The 17,436-nt window shown below is 65.8% G+C and carries 16 protein-coding genes; 7 read left to right on the top strand and 9 right to left on the bottom strand.

Translation table 11 applies throughout. The features are described from left to right. Position 1 precedes the first annotated feature (1 nt). From LXM55_RS12765 to thrS, 5 genes are read left to right on the top strand one after another with little or no spacing between them, the layout of a single operon-like run. Positions 2–886 carry a metal ABC transporter substrate-binding protein gene (locus tag LXM55_RS12765; protein ID WP_233320699.1) on the top strand — a complete coding sequence of 295 codons (885 nt, stop codon included), beginning with the start codon at positions 2–4 and terminating at the stop codon, positions 884–886. Then, complete coding sequence (gene hisI / locus LXM55_RS12760) at positions 883–1,326, top strand: phosphoribosyl-AMP cyclohydrolase (protein ID WP_233320698.1); 444 nt, start codon at positions 883–885, stop codon at positions 1,324–1,326. Before LXM55_RS12765 ends, hisI begins: the two co-directional genes overlap by 4 nt. Next, complete coding sequence (locus LXM55_RS12755; RefSeq protein WP_233320697.1) at positions 1,316–1,876, top strand: gamma carbonic anhydrase family protein; 561 nt, start codon at positions 1,316–1,318, stop codon at positions 1,874–1,876. The genes hisI and LXM55_RS12755 overlap by 11 nt, the downstream gene beginning before the upstream one ends. A gap of 2 nt (positions 1,877–1,878) precedes the next feature. Next, the gene (locus LXM55_RS12750; protein ID WP_233320696.1) at positions 1,879–3,213 is read left to right on the top strand and encodes a dihydroorotase; all 1,335 of its coding nucleotides are present in this window, start codon (positions 1,879–1,881) and stop codon (positions 3,211–3,213) included. A gap of 26 nt (positions 3,214–3,239) precedes the next feature. After that, on the top strand, positions 3,240–5,129 hold the full coding sequence (gene thrS, locus LXM55_RS12745) for a threonine--tRNA ligase (RefSeq protein WP_233320695.1): 1,890 nt from the start codon (positions 3,240–3,242) through the stop codon (positions 5,127–5,129). 39 nt (positions 5,130–5,168) lie between these two features. Here thrS and LXM55_RS12740 read toward each other — a convergent pair whose 3' ends face one another. Next, a complete protein-coding gene (locus LXM55_RS12740) occupies positions 5,169–5,693 on the bottom strand; it encodes a DUF3617 domain-containing protein (protein WP_233320694.1) in 525 nt (174 codons plus the stop codon). Positions 5,694–5,824: 131 nt separating this feature from the next. Here LXM55_RS12740 and cls point away from each other — a divergent pair, with 131 nt between their 5' ends. Continuing rightward, complete coding sequence (cls, locus tag LXM55_RS12735; RefSeq protein WP_233320693.1) at positions 5,825–7,264, top strand: cardiolipin synthase; 1,440 nt, start codon at positions 5,825–5,827, stop codon at positions 7,262–7,264. A 1-nt stretch (position 7,265) separates the two neighbouring features. On the opposite strand, the gene cfaB is transcribed toward cls, so the two are convergent. From cfaB to hflK (LXM55_RS12695), 8 genes are all read right to left on the bottom strand, one after another. Continuing rightward, positions 7,266–8,453 (bottom strand): C17 cyclopropane fatty acid synthase CfaB, encoded by a 1,188-nt coding sequence (cfaB, locus tag LXM55_RS12730; RefSeq protein WP_233320692.1) that lies wholly within the window; start codon positions 8,451–8,453, stop codon positions 7,266–7,268. Between the two features lie 83 nt (positions 8,454–8,536). Next, positions 8,537–9,325, bottom strand: a complete 789-nt coding sequence (locus LXM55_RS12725) for an HvfC/BufC N-terminal domain-containing protein (RefSeq protein WP_233320691.1) — start codon at positions 9,323–9,325, stop codon at positions 8,537–8,539. Further along, complete coding sequence (gene bufB / locus LXM55_RS12720) at positions 9,316–10,161, bottom strand: MNIO family bufferin maturase (protein WP_233320690.1); 846 nt, start codon at positions 10,159–10,161, stop codon at positions 9,316–9,318. The genes LXM55_RS12725 and bufB overlap by 10 nt, the downstream gene beginning before the upstream one ends. A 65-nt stretch (positions 10,162–10,226) precedes the next feature. Then, on the bottom strand, positions 10,227–10,478 hold the full coding sequence (gene bufA2 / locus LXM55_RS12715; RefSeq protein WP_233320689.1) for a BufA2 family periplasmic bufferin-type metallophore: 252 nt from the start codon (positions 10,476–10,478) through the stop codon (positions 10,227–10,229). A gap of 139 nt (positions 10,479–10,617) precedes the next feature. Next, positions 10,618–12,522 (bottom strand): heavy metal translocating P-type ATPase, encoded by a 1,905-nt coding sequence (locus LXM55_RS12710; RefSeq protein WP_233320688.1) that lies wholly within the window; start codon positions 12,520–12,522, stop codon positions 10,618–10,620. Next, positions 12,519–13,577 carry a protease modulator HflK gene (gene hflK, locus LXM55_RS12705; RefSeq protein ID WP_233320687.1) on the bottom strand — a complete coding sequence of 353 codons (1,059 nt, stop codon included), beginning with the start codon at positions 13,575–13,577 and terminating at the stop codon, positions 12,519–12,521. The genes LXM55_RS12710 and hflK (LXM55_RS12705) overlap by 4 nt, the downstream gene beginning before the upstream one ends. Further along, positions 13,574–14,614, bottom strand: a complete 1,041-nt coding sequence (gene hflC, locus LXM55_RS12700) for a protease modulator HflC (RefSeq protein ID WP_233320686.1) — start codon at positions 14,612–14,614, stop codon at positions 13,574–13,576. Before hflC ends, hflK (LXM55_RS12705) begins: the two co-directional genes overlap by 4 nt. Beyond that, positions 14,611–16,563: a protease modulator HflK gene (gene hflK / locus LXM55_RS12695; protein WP_233320685.1), complete on the bottom strand. Its 1,953-nt coding sequence runs from the start codon at positions 16,561–16,563 to the stop codon at positions 14,611–14,613. Before hflK (LXM55_RS12695) ends, hflC begins: the two co-directional genes overlap by 4 nt. A gap of 244 nt (positions 16,564–16,807) precedes the next feature. Between hflK (LXM55_RS12695) and LXM55_RS12690 the strand changes: the two genes are divergently transcribed. Further along, the gene (locus tag LXM55_RS12690) at positions 16,808–17,431 is read left to right on the top strand and encodes a CDP-alcohol phosphatidyltransferase family protein (RefSeq protein ID WP_233320684.1); all 624 of its coding nucleotides are present in this window, start codon (positions 16,808–16,810) and stop codon (positions 17,429–17,431) included. Positions 17,432–17,436: the final 5 nt, after the last annotated feature.

The raw sequence follows: 17,436 nt of genomic DNA, 5'->3' as shown, positions 1-17,436 counted from the left end.
GATGCGCGCTCTACTCGTGCTGTTCAGCCTGCTGTTGCCGTTGTCGCTGTCCACCGCCCACGCGGCGGACAAGCTGGCTGTGGTCAGCAGTTTCAGCATCCTCGCCGACATGACCCGCCAGATCGGCGGCGAACATGTGCAGATCACCAACCTGGTGGGCGCCGATGAGGACGCCCACACCTACGAACCCACCCCGGATGACGCCAAGGCCTTGCTCAAGGCCCGGCTGATCATCAAGAACGGCCTGGGCTTCGAACCCTGGCTGGACCGCCTGATCGCCAGCACCGCCACCCCGGCGCAACAGGTCATCGCCAGCCGCGGCGTCATTCCGCGCACCCTTGAGGAAGACGGTGCAAGCGTTCCCGACCCGCACGCCTGGCACAACCTGGCCAACAGCGAACTCTATGTGAACAACATCACCCAGGCGCTGATCGCCGCCGACCCGGCCCACCAGGCCGACTACCGGCGCAACAGCCAGGCCTACCTGCAACAGGTCTATCGCCTGCTGGCCGAGGCCAAGGCCAAGCTCGGCTCACTGCCCCCGGGCAACCGCAAGATCGTCACCTCCCACGACGCCTTCGGTTACCTGGGCCAGGCCTACGGCATCGACTTCATGGCGCCCCAGGGCCTGTCCACCGAGCGTGAACCTTCGGCCGCCGAAGTCGCCGCGCTGATCACCCAGATCCGCACCGCCAAGGTCAAGGCGGTGTTCATGGAAAACATCAAGGACGCCCGCCTGCTCAAGCAGATCGCCGACGAAAGCGGCGCCCATATCGGCGGCACCCTGTACTCCGACGCACTCTCGGCCAGCGGCCCGGCCAGCACGTTCACCGGCCTGTTCGAAGCCAACCTCAACACCCTGTACGACGCCCTGAGCCGACCATGAACCAGCCCCCGCCGCTGTCGTTGCTGACGCTGGAAGGCGCGCCCCAGGGCAGCCGCTGGCCGCTGGCCGCCGTGCTCGACGCCCTGCCCTGGAACAGCGACGGCCTGATCGCCGCCATCGCCCAGCAGCACGACAGTGGCGAAGTGCTGATGCTGGCCTGGATGAACCGCCGGGCCCTGGCCGAGACCCTGGCCAGCGGCCAGGCCTGCTACTGGTCGCGTTCGCGCCAGTGCCTGTGGCGCAAGGGTGAAAGCTCCGGGCACCGGCAACGCCTGATCGAAGCACGCCTGGACTGCGACGGCGATGCCGTGCTGCTGCTCGTGGATCAGCAAGGACCTGCCTGCCACACCGGTCGCCCCAACTGTTTCTACAACGCCATTCGCGATGGCGCGGTGGAAGTCATCAGTTCCCCCTTGAAGGACTCGCGCCATGATTCGTAAAAACCCCTCCGGCGACCTGCCAGTGATCGCCGAATCGGCCTACGTGGACAAGACCGCCATCATCTGCGGCAAGGTGGTGATCGGCGACAACGTGTTCGTCGGCCCCTACGCGGTGATCCGCGCCGATGAAGTGGACGCCAGCGGCCAGATGCAAGCCATCACCATCGGCGCCAACTCGAACATCCAGGACGGCGTGGTGATCCACTCCAAATCCGGCGCGGCGGTGACCATCGGCCAGCACACCTCCATTGCCCACCGCTCCATCGTCCATGGCCCGTGCGTGGTCGGCGACCGGGTGTTCATCGGCTTCAACAGCGTGCTGTTCAACTGCGAGGTCGGCGACGGCAGCGTGGTCCGGCACAACTCGGTGGTGGACGGCCGCGACCTGCCGGCGGGTTTCTACGTGCCCTCCACCACCCGCATCGGGCCCAAGACCGACCTCGCCCAGTTCCCTCCCGTGAGTGTCAGCGCTTCGGAGTTTTCCGAAGACGTGGCGCGCACCAACGTCGATCTGGTGCGTGGCTACAAGGCCCTGCAGAACGAGTTTTGAGCATGAGCCGAATCCTCATCCGCAACGCCCGCCTGGTGAATGAAGGGCGCGAGTTCGACGCCGACCTGCTGGTCAGCCACGGGCGCATCGACACCATCGGCAGCCTCGACCACCTCAGCGCCGAGGTCGAAATCGACGCCCAGGGCCAATGGCTGCTGCCGGGGATGATCGACGATCAGGTGCACTTTCGTGACCCCGGCGCGCCGGAAAAAGGCAGCCTGCATAGTGAGTCGCGGGCGGCGGTGGCCGGTGGCATCACCAGCTTCATGGACATGCCCAACACCTCGCCGGCAACCCTGACCCTGGCTGCCCTGGCGGACAAGAAGCGCCGCGCGGCGACCACGTCGGTGGCCAACTACGGCTTCCACTTCGGCGTCAGCAACGACAACCTCGACACCGTCGCCGCCCTGGACCCGACCCAGGTCGCCGGGGTCAAGGTGTTCATGGGCGCCTCCACCGGCAACATGCTGGTGGACGACCCCGAGGTGCTGGACCGGCTGTTTCGTCAGGTGCCGACCCTGCTCCTGGCCCACTGCGAACACACCCCGAGCATCCAGGGCCGGCAACAGCGCTGGCTGCAGCTGTACGGCGAGCAGATCCCCGCCGCCGCCCACCCGCACATCCGCGATGCCGAGGCCTGCTACCGCTCCTCGTCCCTGGCGGTGGCACTGGCCAGAAAACACGGCACCCGCCTGCACGTCCTGCACCTGACCAGCGCTCGGGAGCTGGCGCTGTTCGAGGACCGGCCCCTGGCGGACAAGCACATCACCGCCGAAGTCTGCGTGCACCACCTGCTGTTCGATGACCGCGACTACCCGCGCCTGGGCCACCTGATCAAATGCAACCCGGCGATCAAGACCCAGGCCGATCGCGATGCCCTGCGCCAGGCCCTCAACAGCCAGCGCCTGGATGTCATCGGCACCGACCACGCCCCCCACACCTGGGAGCAGAAACAACTGCCTTACAGCCGCGCGCCTTCCGGCCTGCCGCTGGTGCAACACGCCTTGCCGGCGCTGCTGGAACTGGTGGCCGACCGGCTGCTGCCCCTGACCACCCTGGTGGCCAAGACCAGCCACCGGGTCGCCGATCTGTTCGCCATCCCCGACCGCGGCTACCTGCGCGAGGGCTACTGGGCCGACCTGGTGCTGATCCGCGCCGAACCCGGGGGCCTGGCCGTGGACAGCCAGCCGATCCTTGCCCAATGCGGCTGGACACCGTTCACCGGCCGGCGCTTTCGCCACAGCGTCAGCACCACCCTGGTCTCCGGCCAGCTCGCCTGGCATCAGGGCCGCCTGTACGACCACTGTCAGGGCCTGCCCCTGCGCTTCACCCGTTAACCGCCTGACACCAAGGACCACTGAAGATGATCCGCATCACCCTGCCTGATGGCGCGTGCCGTGAGTACGACCAGCCGTTGTCCGTTTTCGAGGTGGCCGCCAGCATCGGCAGCGGCCTGGCCAAGGCCGCCGTGGCCGGGCGCGTGGATGGCCGGCTGGTGGACTGTGACTACCTGCTGCAAAGCGATGCCCGGCTGAGCATCATCACCGCCCGCGAGCCCGAGGGCCTGGAGGTGCTGCGCCACTCCTGCGCGCACCTGCTGGCAATGGCGGTCAAGCAGTTGTATCCCTCGGCCCAGGTGGCCATCGGCCCGGTAATCGAGGACGGCTTCTTCTACGACTTCGCCTGCGAGCGCCCCTTCACGCCCGAAGACCTGGAACTGATCGAGGCACGCATGCACAGCCTCGCCGCCACCAACCACTCGGTGCGCCGCCGCGAATTGTCCCGGGAGCAGGCCGAGCAACACTTCGTCGCCCAGGGCGAGCACTTCAAGGTCGAGTTGATCCGCGACCTGCCACCGCAGGCCGTGCTGTCGCTGTACCGCCAGGGGGATTTCGAGGACCTGTGCCGCGGGCCGCACCTGCGCTCCACCGGCCAGTTGCGCGCCTTCAAGCTGACCCGGGTGGCGGGCGCCTACTGGCGCGGCGACGCCAGCAAGGCACCGCTGCAACGGATCTACGGCACCTGCTGGGCCAGCCGCCAGGAGCTGGACGCCTACCTGATCCGCCAGGAACAAGCCGCCAAGCGCGATCACCGCAAGCTCGGCCAGCAACTGGACCTGTTCCACTTCGACGACTGCGCACCGGGTTCGGTGTTCTGGCACGCCAGGGGCTGGACCCTGTTCCAGCAATTGATCGGCTACATGCGCCAGCGTCAGGAGCAGGCCGGCTACCAGGAAGTGAACACCCCGGACGTGATGGACCGCAGCCTGTGGGAAACCTCCGGGCACTGGCAGAACTACCGCGACCACATGTTCACCACCAGCACCGAGGACCAGCGCACCTTCGCCCTCAAGCCGATGAACTGCCCCGGCGCGGTGGCGATCTTCAGCCACGGGATAAAGAGCTACCGCGACCTGCCGCTGCGCATCGCCGAGTTCGGCAAGGTCCACCGCTACGAGCCGTCAGGCGCTTTGCACGGCCTGCTGCGGGTGCGCCACTTCACCCAGGACGACGCCCACATCTTCTGCACCCCCGAGCAGATGCAAAGCGAATGCGCCAGCACCATCGCCCTGGTGTTCGACATCTATAAGGAGTTCGGTTTCGACGACGTGTCGGTGAAGCTCTCCACCCGCCCGGCCAACCGCATCGGCAGCGACGAGGTCTGGGACCAGCTGGAAAACGCCCTGGTCGGCGCCTTGCAAAGCATGCAGGTGGACTACCGGACCAACCCCGGGGAAGGCGCCTTCTACGGCCCCAAGCTGGAGTTCGTGCTACGCGACGCCATCGGCCGCGACTGGCAGTGCGGCACCCTGCAAGTGGACCTCAACCTGCCCGAGCGCTTCGCCATCAGCTACATCAGCGACAGTGGCGAGCGCCGCCCGCCAGTGATGCTGCACCGGGCGCTGTTCGGTTCGCTGGAACGCTTTATCGGCATTCTCCTGGAACACCACGGTGGCGCCCTGCCCCTGTGGCTGGCGCCACAACAGGCGGTGGTGCTGAACATCAGCGAAGCCCAGGCCGACTACGCCCGGGACATCAGCGAGCGCTTGCGCCAACACGGGCTGCGGGCCAGCGCCGACCTGCGCAACGAAAAGATCGGCTACAAGATCCGCGAGCACAGCCTGCAGAAAGTGCCCTATCTGCTGGTGATCGGCGACCAGGAAAAGGCCGGAGGCTACATCAGCCTGCGCAGCAGGAATGGCGAAGACCTGGGCCGCCTGAGCCTGGAACAGGCCCTGGCCCGCATGAAGTAGACGCTGCCCGGAGCGGGCAGCGTGGCGCGGGACGAGCGCTCAGGAAGCCCGCGGTTTGACCGTGCCGCAATCCTGGCCCAGCCACACGGCGCGGGTGTCCATGCTGCCCTTCTGCTGCAGGCCGGTGGCGTTGAAGGTGCCGATCACATTGGTGGTGAACTCACGATCGCTGATGAACTTGGCCACCCCATTGCCCTGGGCCTTGGGGCAACTGAAGCGGAATTTCCATTGATTGCCGTTGCGCTCGGTCACCTGCTGCTGGCAACCCGATTGCGGGTCCTGCAGCGGGATGGTGTCCGACTTTACCTGGGCCGGCGTCAGGCACACACGAATGCCCTTGCCCCCCATGGTCACCCCCTGTTTCTCCAGCATCGCGCGCTGTTGCGGGGTCATCTGCTGCTGCAACTGGCCGAGAATCAGCGACAGGTCCGGCAGGTTCTGGTCATCGACCTTCATGTTGCTGCTGGTCAGCTCCCACAAGCCCGGTTGCAGCATCTGCGCCTGCGCCACCACCGGAAGCGCCAACCCCGCCGCCAAGGCCCAACCCAGTAAACGAAGTTTCATCGAATGACTCCTAGACAATAGTGGCCGTTAGACTTCAGCCAGGGCACGGTGTTGCATACAGAATAAAATAGCGACATTCACCGTGGAACATGGTCTGTTAGGCATTGAATCTTCAGGAGCAAGGCTGCCCCATGGATTATTTTGGCCCGCACATCTTCGGCTACCTCATCGCGCTGCTGCATTTTCTCGGGTTGATCGCCGCGATCCACGCGGTGCTCACCGTCAGGACCGCCCAAGGCGCCATTGCCTGGGCCCTGTCGCTGATGTTCATACCCTACCTGACCCTGATCCCTTACCTGGTGTTCGGCCGCAGCACCTTCGATGCCTACATCAAGGCCCGGCGCCAGGCCAACGTGGAAATGCACAAGGCGATCAATGAGCTGAACTGGCGCCCCTGGGTCGAGGAAGCCCTTACCGCGCGCGCCTCGCAGGCCTACGCCTCGCTGCGGGCCATGCCCAAGCTCGGGCGCATGCCCTGCCTGGCCAACAATCAGGTGCGCCTGCTGGTCAACGGCGACGCCACCTTCGAGGCGATCTTCAACGCCATCCGCCGCTCGCACAAAGCGGTGCTGATCCAGTTCTTCATCATTCACGACGATGAACTGGGCCGGCGCCTGCAACGCCTGCTGCTGGAAAAGGCCGCCGAGGGCGTATCGATCCACTTGCTCTACGACCGCATCGGCAGCCATTCCCTGCCCGCCAGCTATGTGCAGACCCTGCGCGACGCCGGGGTCCAGGTGCACGCCTTCGCCACCCGCAGCGGCTGGCTCAACCGCTTCCAGGTGAACTTTCGCAATCACCGCAAGATCGTGGTGGTGGACGGCATGCTGGGGTTTGTCGGCGGGCATAACGTCGGCGACGAATACCTGGGCAAGAAAGCGCCCCTGGCGCCCTGGCGCGATACCCATGTGCAAGTCAGCGGCCCGGTGGTGGCCTGCCTGCAGGAATCCTTTGCCGAAGACTGGTTCTGGGCCGCCCGCGAGCTGCCGCCGCTGATCCTCCCGGACACCTACCCGGACGCCGGCGTGCTCTGCCAGTTGCTCGCCAGCGGCCCGGCCGATGCCCACGAAACCTGTTCCCTGTTCTTTGTCGAAGCCATCCACTCGGCCACCGAACGGGTGTGGATCACCAGCCCGTACTTCATTCCCGATGAAGCGGTATTCGCCGCCCTGCGCCTGGCGGTGCTGCGGGAAGTGGACGTGCGCATCCTGCTGCCGTCGCGCCCGGACCACCGCATCGTCTATGCCGCTTCCAGCCTGTTCGCCTTCGAGGCGGTGCGCGCCGGGGTGCGGGTGTTCCGCTATCAACCGGGGTTCCTGCACCAGAAGGTGGTGCTGATCGACAACGAGATCAGCGCCATCGGCAGCGCCAACCTGGACAACCGTTCGTTCCGCCTGAATTTCGAAGTGATGCTGCTGACCGTGGACGACGACTTCGCGACCGAAGTGGAGCGCATGCTGGAAGCCGACTTCGCCAAGGCCCGGGAAATCGCCAAGGAAGAAAGCCGCCAGACCCACCGCCTGCAACAACTGGGCATGCGGGTCGCGCGGCTGATTTCACCGATCCTGTAAGTCAGGGGTAGTAGAGGTCGTCCCGGGTCCAGGGCAACTCATGGCTGCCGTCGGCATGGGGTTTGACCGCGAGGATCTGGTGCAGGTTGATCCAGCCCTTGGCGAATGCGTAGGCGCAGCCCGCCAGGTACAACCGCCAGATCCGTAGCGCCTGCTCGGGAACCTGCCTGGCAGCGGCTTCCAGGTTGTCCTCCAGGCGTTCGCTCCAGTGATCCAGGGTGCGCGCGTAATGCATGCGCAGGCTCTCGACATCGACGATCTCCAGCCCCGCCTCGCTGATCTGCGCCGAGATCATCGACAGGTGCGGCAGCTCGCCATTGGGGAACACATAGCGCTCGATGAAGTCCCCGGCGCCGCGCCCCACCGGGCGACCGTCGGTGTGCTTGGCGGTGATCCCGTGGTTCATCACCAGGCCACCCTCACGCACGGCGTTGAACAGGGTCTGGCAGTACTCCGGCAAGTTGGCGTGGCCCACGTGCTCGAACATGCCGACGCTGACCACCTTGTCGAAACGGCCATCCTGAGGCAGGTCGCGATAGTCCAGCAGTTGCAGCTCCACCAGGTCGTCCAGGCCTTCGGCCTTCACTCGCTCGCGGGCCAGGGCCAGTTGTTCCTTGCTCAAGGTAATGCCGAACACCTTGGCGCCGAACTCGCGGGCGGCGTAGCGGGCCAGCCCGCCCCAGCCACAGCCGACATCCAGCAGGTAATCCCCCGGTTGCAGGCGCAGCTTGCGGCACAGGTGACGAAATTTGGCTTGCTGGGCCTGTTCCAGGGATTCGCTGCCGGTCTCGAAATAGGCACAGGAATAGGCCATGTCGCTGTCGAGCCACAGCTGGTAGAAGGCGTTGGAAAGGTCGTAATGATAGGAAATGGCGGCGGCGTCGGTGGCCTTGTCATGCTGCGAGCGCACAGGCTGATTGTCATCGTCTTCGTCGAGCAGCGCCTGGCTCAGCTCGTCGCAGACCCGTATGACTTCGCTGATGGAGCCTTCGAGCTCCAGCTTGCCCTCGACGAAAGCGCCCCCCAGCGCATCCAGGCTGGGATGGGTGAACTGCGCCACCAACTGCGGGTCCTTGACCACGATGGTGACATTGGGCTCCGGCCCAAGATTGAATTCATGGCCGTTCCAGAGCCGCAGGCGCAGGGGCAATTGCAGATTCTGTAAGGCCGGTGGAAGTTGCGCGAGCATGGAAAATCCCCCTTGTTTCAGACGTCTGAAATGAGGGTAGACCATCTTGGAAAATAGCAGGCTATCGATTTGATAGCGGTTTTCTATGATGTGCCGAGCAGCACCAGGCCGTCTTCGACCCACTGTTTCAGCCAGGTAACCGCCTGCAGCGGGGCCCCCTCGGCATAAGTGACGGCCAGTTCGGCACAGAGTTCCGCAAAGTTCCACTGCTCCTGCGTCATGCCTTTCAAGGCCCAGGCCTCCTCGGCCGACAGGCTGCGGTAGCGGCAGACCCGGTCCGCTCGCCAGACCAGGCACACCTGCTCCTGATCGAGTAAAGCACTCTGGGGAAAATCCGCCTGCTCCTTCACCGCGCGCCACAGCGCCACGCTGTTGTAGCGACAATCGAGCCACTGCACGCAAGGCGCCAGGCACAGTTGCAGCACCGGCCATTGCTCGGCGTCCAGCCCGGCCATGGCCGCCACGGTCAGCACCTCGGCCTCGGGCGCATCGAAGGCCAGGGTGAAGGCCCATTCCAGGCGCGCCAGTTCCGCCAGGGGCACGCCCTGCTCCGGCACCAGATGGCCCTGGATAAACCCGGCGAACCCCTGCCCGAGCCAGCGCAGGCTGAAGTGCCGCGACGGGCACTGGCGGATATAGGCAGCGGCCAGCGCAGCGAATTCCGCATCACCCAGCCAGTGCCCGATCACCGGGAAATCACCGCCCATGACCTCCAGCAGTCGAGCCTGATAAGCGTGGTGATAGATCGCCAGACCGGTCTCGACATCCAGGGTCGGGCCACCGATCAGGCTGTCTTCCAAGGTGGCGCAAGCCTGGGGCTGTTCGCCCAGCAGATAGGCTTCAAACGCCCGTTGCCAGTCGTTCAGGCGCATTGCTGCCTCCCGGCCAGGGCTCGTTGTCCCAGCTCGCGGGCCTTGTGCAATTCGCCCAGCAGTTCGTCCAGCGGCGGAAAATGATCGTCACGCTCAAGCAGGGTCGCCACCGGCCCCAGGTGTTCAAGCGTGCGTTGATACAGCGCCCAGACCGGATCGCACACCGGGTGATCATGGGTGTCGATCACGTAGTCACCGTAGTCCTGGTGCCCGGCCAGGTGCAGTTGCCGCACGCGGCGGGCCGGCAGCGCCTGGATGAAGTGCCAGGGGTCGAAACCGTGATTGCGTGAACTGACGTAAACGTTGTTCACATCCAGCAGCAGCTCGCAGCCACTGAGCTGGCTCAGTGCCGCCAGAAATGCCCACTCGCTGAAGTCATCCGCCGCCGTCCGCACATAACTGGAGACATTCTCCAGCACCAGCGGCCGCTCCAGTATTTCCTGCACCTGGCGCACCCGGCCCGCGACGTAATGCAGGCTTTCCTCGGTGTAGGGCAACGGCAGCAGATCGTGCAGTTGATGAGCGTTGCCCCGGCTCCAGCACAGGTGATCGGAGATCCATGCCGGGCTCACCCGTCGGGCCAGCTGCTTGAGTTGCTTGAGGTAATCCAGGTCCAGGGCATGGGGACCGCCAATGGACAGTGACACCCCGTGCATCACGATGGGGTAACGCTCGGCGATGGCGTCCAGGTAATAGAGGGCCTTGCCGCCCTCGACCATGAAGTTCTCGGACACCACCTCGAACCAGTCGACGTCCGGCGCTTGATCGAGAATCTGCTGATAGTAGGCACTGCGCAAACCCAGGCCATAGCCCAGGCAGGAAGAAAGGTCAGGCATCGCGAACTCCTCGCAAGGTGGCCGCAGTGGTCGTCAGCCCCACTGCGGCAGCACGGATTCGCCGCTTACTCGCCGACTTTGCCGCCGGCTTTTTCGCACGCCGACTGGGTCATGACCTTGAAGCCCTGGCCCTTGCAAGCGCCCATGCCTTTGCAGGCGTGGTCCTTGGTCTTGCAGTCGTTCTGACCTTTGCAGCCATTGACGCCGTAACAATGAACCTGGGCATCGGCGGCCGACGCTTGAGTGGCAACACCGGCAAACAGGGTGGCGGCAGCGAAGGCCAGGGCAGCGCCGGCAGCGGTTTTCTTCATGTTCATGTTTTATTCCTCAATAGTCGCAGGGGGGTGACGGGCCGCTTGTGCAAGCCCGTCATGGCACTAGAGAGGGGAGGCCACCCGGCGTTACAGCCGGGATGAAAAAAAACTGCACAGCGGCGTTTCGCCGGCAAGCCGGCTGCTACAGCTTGAGCAGCGGCTCCTGGAAACGCAGCAGGCGACCAGCGTTGCCCAGCACCAGCAAGGTGCTCAGGTTGTGCAGCACCGCGGCGATCATTGCCCCCGCCGCCCCCAGCCAGCCAAACGCGGCAAAGGCGACGATGGCCAGGGTCCAGCCCAGGCCGATGATCACGTTGACCTGCAGGGTCCGCCGGCATTCACGGCTCAGGCGCACGCAGGTGCCCAGGCGCCGCAGGTCGCTGCCAATCAGCACCACATCCGCCGAGGCCAGGGCGATGTCCGCGCCCCCGGCCCCCATGGCCACCCCCACCACCCCGGCCTTGAGGGCCAGGGAGTCGTTGATGCCATCGCCGACCACCATTGGCCGGAAGCCCTTGTCGATCTCCCCCAGCACCCGCTGGAGCTTGTCTTCCGGCAAGGCCTGGGCCTCGACATCGGCAATCCCGACCTCCAGCGCCAGGCTGTCGGCCACGCTCTGGCGGTCACCGGTGAGCAGCAACTGACGCCCCAGGCCCAGCTCGCGCAACTCGCCCAGCGCTTGCCGCGCCTCGGGCTTGACGCTGTCGGCCAGCAACAGCCAGCCGAGAAACTCGCCATTGAGCGCCAGCCCGGCAATCGGCCCGTCATGCGCCGGCACCGGGTGGGTGCTGATGCCCAGCTGGCTGAACAGCTCCGGGCGCCCCAGGGCGGCCTCGCCCTCCCCGGTCCGGGCCACCACACCCAGGCCCTGGCGTTCATGGATCTCGCTCAGCAGCCATTGCTCTTCCTGGGGCACCAGCCCCGCCAGGGCCCGGCTGACCGGGTGGCTGCTGGCCGAACCAAGGCTGGCGGCCAGGTTGAGCATGCCGCGCTGGTCTTCCTGAGGACTGTCGATGGCTTGCAGGCGCAAGGTGCCAAAGGTCAGGGTGCCGGTCTTGTCCACCACCAGCGAGGTCAGGTCCGCCAGCTCTTCGAGAAACGCCGAGCTGCGGATCAGGATGCCGTGGCGCGCCGCCACGGCAATCCCGGCAATGGCGGTGGCCGGCGCCGACAGCACCAGGGCACAGGGACAAGCCGCCACCAGCACCGCGAGCATGGCCTGGGCATCGTTGGTGATGAACCAGGTCACCGCCGCCAACAGCAGCACCAGCACCAGATAACTGCCGGCGTAACGCTCCAGCAAACGGGTGATGGGCGGCTTGGCCCGCTCGGCGCCTTGCATCAGGGCAATCACCTTGCCCAGGGTCGACTCTTCGCCGGTACGGGTGACCTGCAAGCGCAGCAGCCCATCGAGGTTGATCGCGCCGCCGAAGACCTGCATGCCGGGCGCGGCCTCCAATGGCACCGACTCACCGGTGATCGGCGCGGTATCCAGGCTCGCCTGGCCGGACATCACCACGCCGTCGGCGGGCACCCGGTCGCCGGCGCGCACCTCCACCAGGTCACCAGCCTTGAGGCTGGCGTTATCCACCTCCCGCACGCTGCCATCGGCCTCGACCCGCCGCGCCAGGCTGCGCGTCAGGCGGCCCAGGGCATCGATGGCTTCCTGGGAGCCGATCACGCTGCGCTCTTCCAGCACATGGCCAAAGATCATGATGATCGGCAGCAACGCAGCGGTCAGCAGGTCGCCCGTGGCCCAGGCACCGAGCATGGCCAGGGCGATCAGTTGGTCGGTAATGCCGTGCAGGCTGGGGTAGCGCAGGCTGAACCAGGCCGAGCGCATCACCGGCACCGCCACCAGCAGCGAAGCGACACCCAGCAGCAACTGGCTGACGCCGACCTGTTCCGGGGCCAGCCAGCGCCAGATCAGGCCCAGGGCCAAGAGCCCCAAGGCGAGCATGGCCAGGGTCAGCTGGCGCGCGGCGCTGCGTTGTTCGGCCGAGCTCAGCATGCTGGCGGGGGCCGCCCCGTGGGTAGTCGCAGTCATTGTTCGGCTCCCTGAATGATCAGGCGTGAATCGTCTTTAGGGTTGACCGTGGTCACCGAGCCAGCCTGGCCGAGGATCTTTGGCAAACGCTCGCGATAGATGCGCAACAGCATCTCCGGGTCGGTGCCGTTGCGCTGGGCCTGGGCCAGGCTCAGCACCGTGGCCGTCTGGGCCTGGGCCAGCGCCAGGCGTTCACTGGCCTGGGCATGGGCCACTTGCAGGCTGCGGTCGGCCTGCTGGTTGGCGCTCTGGGTCAGTTTTTCCGCGTCGGTGCGGGCATTGGCCACGGCCTTGTCGGCTTGCTGGCTGGCGGTGAGCACCGCGTTGAAAGCACTGACCGCCGGACCGGGCAGGCTCGACTGCACATCCACCCGCGTGACTTCGACCCCCAGGCCCTGGCCGCTGGCGGTCAGTTCCGCCAGGCGCTGATTGATGCTTTGCAGCAAATCGCCGCGCAGCCGTTCACGGCGCTCGGCGGCCTGATGGTCGCTGCCGATCAATTCCGGACGCGCCACCAGGATGGTGTCCAGGTCGCGAGCCGCGGTCAGGGCCACGGCGCTGCGGGTCACCAACCGGTCCAGCGCCGGCAGCACATGCTCGCTCTGGAGGACATAGGCGTAGGGCTCGCTGACCTTGTAGAACACCCGCACATCCAACTGCACCACACCCGCATCCCCCGTGAGCAGGTAACCGGAGCCGGCCAGGGTGTCATTCAAGGGCGTGGCGAGGGTGGCGACCCTGTCCCCTTCCAGGGCAACTTCGGAACGCAGCAGCCCTTCCACTCGCCGCTCCAGCACCCGGTCGGCAGCGGGCAACAGCACCACCTGTTCAAAAGGCCGAGGCCAGGCCAGCAGCAAGCCGGCGTCCTGCACCCGTTGCAATTGGCCAAAGTGCAAGACCATGGCCCGGTTTTGCGGGTCGATCTGCCGCACATTGGAAAACGCCCAGGCCAGCGCCGCCAGCACCGTCACCCCGTACAACGCGATAAAGGCCAGGCGTCCGGCCTGGATCCACGGGCTGCGCAACTCGTTTGTTCCACGTGGAACCTTATTCATGGTTGCGATCCGGAAACTTTGCCTGGCAGGTTCTGCGGGCCATCCACCAATACCCGGAACGGCGCCGCATCGGTACGCAGGATCAGTTTGGTGCCCGGGGTCACCACCGTGCCCAGGGTGTCCAGGGAGCGCAGCAGGTTATACAGCTGCGGCGAACTGGCGTAGGCGCGGCCATAAATCTGCGCCGCTTCGACCCGGGATTGCGCCTCGATATCGGCCGCTTTCACCGTGGCATCGGCCTGCACGATCCGCGCATCGCGCTCCGCGGCAGAACGGATCTGCGCCGCCTCGCGCTTGCCGATGGCGGTGCGTTCGGTGGCGATGGTTTCACGCTCGGCGCGCATGCGATCCACGGTGGCGGTCAGGGTTACCGAAGGCAGGGTCAGGCGCTCGACCCCCACTTGCACCACGCTCACCCCATAGGTGGAAAGCAGTTGCTGTTCGATCTGCTTGCGCAATTGTGCTTCGAAGTCGGCGATCCGCACCTGGCTGGCATCGGTGTTCACCAGGTTGGCCAGGTCGAAACTGCTGGCAGTGGTTTCCAGGGCCGAGCCGACAAAGGTGCGGATCTGCCGCGCCGCTTCGTCCGGCTGGTTCTGCACCGCGCGCATGAAACGCTGCACATGCTCCGGATCACCCTGGACCCGCCAGGCCACATACGCCTGGACAATAATGCGCAGACCGTCGCGGGTGCCCACATCCTGCAGGCCACTGGACGTGGTGCGCAGGCGCAGGTCCACCGGGATCGCCGCCTCGAAAGGCGCCGGCCAGCGCCAGTTCAGCCCCGGTTCCAGCAACACCCGCGCCGGGTTGCCGAAGCGGGTGATCACCGTGGCCTCGCCGGAGCGCACTTGCACCAGGCTCGCCGCGGCGACGGCGAACAGCACCAGCAGCACCGCCCAGCCCATGCGCCGCCAGGGAAAAGGCCCGGCCTCGGCGGGTGCGCCGTGATGATGGTGGTGATGCCCGTGAGAGTGGTGATGGCCATGCCCGTGGTCGTGGCCGGCGTGATCGTGGGAATGGGAAGACTGGCTCAATGGACGGCTCCTGGCTGAGCGGCTTTACGCGGCGCCGAAGGGTCGGCCGGTAAGGTGAACGTACGCAGGTCGAGGGTCGGCGCGCTGTCGCCGCCCAGACGATGATCAAGAATCAGCAATTTGGCCTGGCTCAGGCCCAGGCTCAGTTGGCTCAGGTAGTGCTCCAGAACGAAGGCCTGCCCCGCGCTGGCGTAGGCCTGCTGCTCGGCGGCAAACCGCAGGTCGGCGGCCTGGGCCGCAGCCTGCACTTCACGCGCATCGGCCCGGGCCTGGTCGCTGGCGATGCTGGCTTGCAATTGCGCCTGGTTGGTCTGCTCGGCCGCCGCCCCGCGTTCCCGGGAAATCAGCGCCTGGGCGCCAATCTGCGCAGCCTGCACACCGTGGTAGGCATTGGCCGCACCGGCAGGTGGATGGATGGCTTCGACCACGGTGGCGAGAATCTCCACCCCGCTGTCGAGCCGGTCCAGGTCACCCTGCACCGCCCTGCCGATATCATCGGCCAGCCCGGTTCGGTCCTGCCCCAGCAGGCCGTCGAGGGTGCGTGCAGCGAAGTCGTGCACCAGCACCCGGCTCGCGGTGCTGCGGATCAGCGTCGGTACGTCGCTGCTGTTGTACGTGGCGGCCAATGCTGCAGCGTCACCCAGGCCGATGCGGTAGACGAAGCGCACATCCATGTTGACGATCTGAAAGCTCTGCTGCTGGGCGTCGCCGCTGGCGATCACCTGGGATTTGTCATTCACGTGGCTGGCGTCCCACAAACGGTTGGCAATCGCGGGCGCTGGCCCTTCAGCCGGTGCCAACTGGAGCGGCTGTGGGTTCTCGCCCACGCTGGTGGCCAACTCATGGACCACGCCATTTTCCACCGTCAGCACCCGCCCCAGGGGCCAGGGCAGGCCCACATGCAGGCCCGGGCCAAAGACTTCCACCGGCTTGCCAAAACGCTCGTAAATACCGCGACTCTGCATCGAAAGTTCATGAACACCGGTCAACAGCCACCCCACCGCCAGCACCACCAGCAACACCGGCAAGAACGCCCGACGCATGTAGGCAAAGGCCCAGATCTGCCGCAGGTCGATGCCGAACCGGTTGTGCAATTCATGCTGCAAGCTGAGCAACGGCTGGGGCGGCCAACGCAGCATATCGGCGACAAAACTGTGGGCCAGCAGGCGTGGTTCCAGCTGCTCGCGCTGCGGGCTGAACAACGACAGCAGCGCCCGCAACAGCAACTCGCCAGCCACCAGCGCCGGCAGCAACCCCATCAACACCGCCAGCCGCACCGGCCACAAGGCCCCGTCGCTGCTGAACAGCAAGCACAGCGCCGCGACCAGCAGGCACACAATGGCCACCCGCAACAGCTGCGCCAGGGCGCCGGCTTCCGGCCACTCCCCGGGAGGCTCCTGGGCCAGTTGGCGTTCCAGCACCAGCAGGGCAAACGCCAACAGCAGCACCAGCACCGCCGCCACGCTGGCACTCAGGCCCAGGGCGCTGGCGGGCAACGACAGGTTGAACACCTGCACCACGCTGTACAGGATCAGCAGCGACCAGCCGGCGAGCCACAGGGTCGGCGCGCCGATCTGCTGCAACAAGCGCTGCCAGCGCAGGGCCAGCGTGGCCGCCAGCCGGCCCTGGGGCGGCTCGGGGCCAGCCCCGGCCTCGGGCACGGCCATCGCTGGCGGATTGATCACCTCTTCCCGCCAGCGGCTGACCCAGCAGGCCGATTGCAGCCCGGCCACCGCCACCAGCAAGGCACAGGACAGGTTCACCAGCACCGCCGGCCAGATCGTCAGCGCGGCGAACAGGTCGACAAACACCGCCGCCACCAGGCCCAGCACCGCCAAACCGAGCAACACGGCGCCCCAACGCTGCAAACGCGCGGCATGCGACGCCGCCTGCTGAAACCGTGGCAAGGCGGCCACTTCGCCACCCTGCGCCTCAAGATCGACTTGCATACCACCCCGCCGCTCTGGTCCGGCCCTGTGGATAAACTCCGGGCCGAAGAAAATCGAAACAATTCGTTACTGTATAACCCATCGGGTGAAATTTTTGTCGCATGCCATGCCTTTTCATCTGTGACGTGCGTCGTAAACACAGAGACAGCTGTTTGGTCATGAAGAAACTTCTGATGTCAGCCCCCTGGCATTTGTGGCAATAATCCAGCCCTGCTCACCGCGTGCGACAAGGAACCGTCCCATCATGCTCTCGATTTACCAGCTCAAACCGCGCTTTCAGAACTTGCTGCGGCCGTTGGTGCAGCGCCTGTACGACAACGGCACCACGGCTAACCAGATCACCGTACTGGCCGCCGTCGTCTCACTCCTGGTCGGCACCGTCATCGCCTTGTTCGCCAGCCACACCTGGCTGTTCGCCCTGATTCCGCTGTGGATGATCCTGCGCATGGCGCTCAATGCCATCGACGGCATGCTGGCCCGGGAATTCGGCCAGCAGTCGCGCCTGGGCGCCTACCTCAACGAACTCTGCGACGTGGTCGCCGACAGCGCACTGATCCTGCCTTTCGCCCTGCTCCCGGGCGTCAGCCTGCTGCTGGTGCTGGCCGTGACCCTGTTGGCGCTGTTCAGCGAATACGCCGGGGTACTCGGGCCGATGGTCGGTGCGTCACGGCGCTACGACGGCCCCATGGGCAAGAGCGACCGCGCCTTCATCCTCGGCGTGTTGGCCACCGGCATCGCCCTGGGCTGGCTTGGCGCCCTGTGGATCAACGCAGTGCTGGCACTGGTCGCCGCGCTGCTGGTCTACACCCTGATCAATCGGGTCCGCCAGGGCCTCAAAGAAGTTCAGCACAACGCTCCCTCTGCATAAGGAAA

It is taken from the genome of Pseudomonas sp. Au-Pse12, from assembly GCF_021341665.1.
Classification (GTDB): Bacteria; Pseudomonadota; Gammaproteobacteria; order Pseudomonadales; family Pseudomonadaceae; genus Aquipseudomonas.
The sequence above is the reverse complement of the archived record's forward strand: the minus strand, read 5'-3'. Positions and strand labels throughout refer to the sequence as shown.

Bases quoted from the DNA above. Each gene is read 5' to 3' on its own strand.
- LXM55_RS12740 (WP_233320694.1), bottom strand. From the start codon at position 5,693: ATGAAACTTCGTTTACTGGGTTGGGCCTTGGCGGCGGGGTTGGCGCTT.
- LXM55_RS12725 (WP_233320691.1), bottom strand. From the start codon at position 9,325: ATGCGCCTGAACGACTGGCAACGGGCGTTTGAAGCCTATCTGCTGGGC.
- LXM55_RS12755 (WP_233320697.1), top strand. From the start codon at position 1,316: ATGATTCGTAAAAACCCCTCCGGCGACCTGCCAGTGATCGCCGAATCG.
- thrS (WP_233320695.1), top strand. From the start codon at position 3,240: ATGATCCGCATCACCCTGCCTGATGGCGCGTGCCGTGAGTACGACCAG.
- hflK (WP_233320685.1), bottom strand. From the start codon at position 16,563: ATGCAAGTCGATCTTGAGGCGCAGGGTGGCGAAGTGGCCGCCTTGCCA.
- bufB (WP_233320690.1), bottom strand. From the start codon at position 10,161: ATGCCTGACCTTTCTTCCTGCCTGGGCTATGGCCTGGGTTTGCGCAGT.
- cls (WP_233320693.1), top strand. From the start codon at position 5,825: ATGGATTATTTTGGCCCGCACATCTTCGGCTACCTCATCGCGCTGCTG.
- LXM55_RS12750 (WP_233320696.1), top strand. From the start codon at position 1,879: ATGAGCCGAATCCTCATCCGCAACGCCCGCCTGGTGAATGAAGGGCGC.
- LXM55_RS12710 (WP_233320688.1), bottom strand. From the start codon at position 12,522: ATGACTGCGACTACCCACGGGGCGGCCCCCGCCAGCATGCTGAGCTCG.
- hflK (WP_233320687.1), bottom strand. From the start codon at position 13,577: ATGAATAAGGTTCCACGTGGAACAAACGAGTTGCGCAGCCCGTGGATC.
- LXM55_RS12690 (WP_233320684.1), top strand. From the start codon at position 16,808: ATGCTCTCGATTTACCAGCTCAAACCGCGCTTTCAGAACTTGCTGCGG.
- bufA2 (WP_233320689.1), bottom strand. From the start codon at position 10,478: ATGAACATGAAGAAAACCGCTGCCGGCGCTGCCCTGGCCTTCGCTGCC.
- LXM55_RS12765 (WP_233320699.1), top strand. From the start codon at position 2: ATGCGCGCTCTACTCGTGCTGTTCAGCCTGCTGTTGCCGTTGTCGCTG.
- hisI (WP_233320698.1), top strand. From the start codon at position 883: ATGAACCAGCCCCCGCCGCTGTCGTTGCTGACGCTGGAAGGCGCGCCC.
- cfaB (WP_233320692.1), bottom strand. From the start codon at position 8,453: ATGCTCGCGCAACTTCCACCGGCCTTACAGAATCTGCAATTGCCCCTG.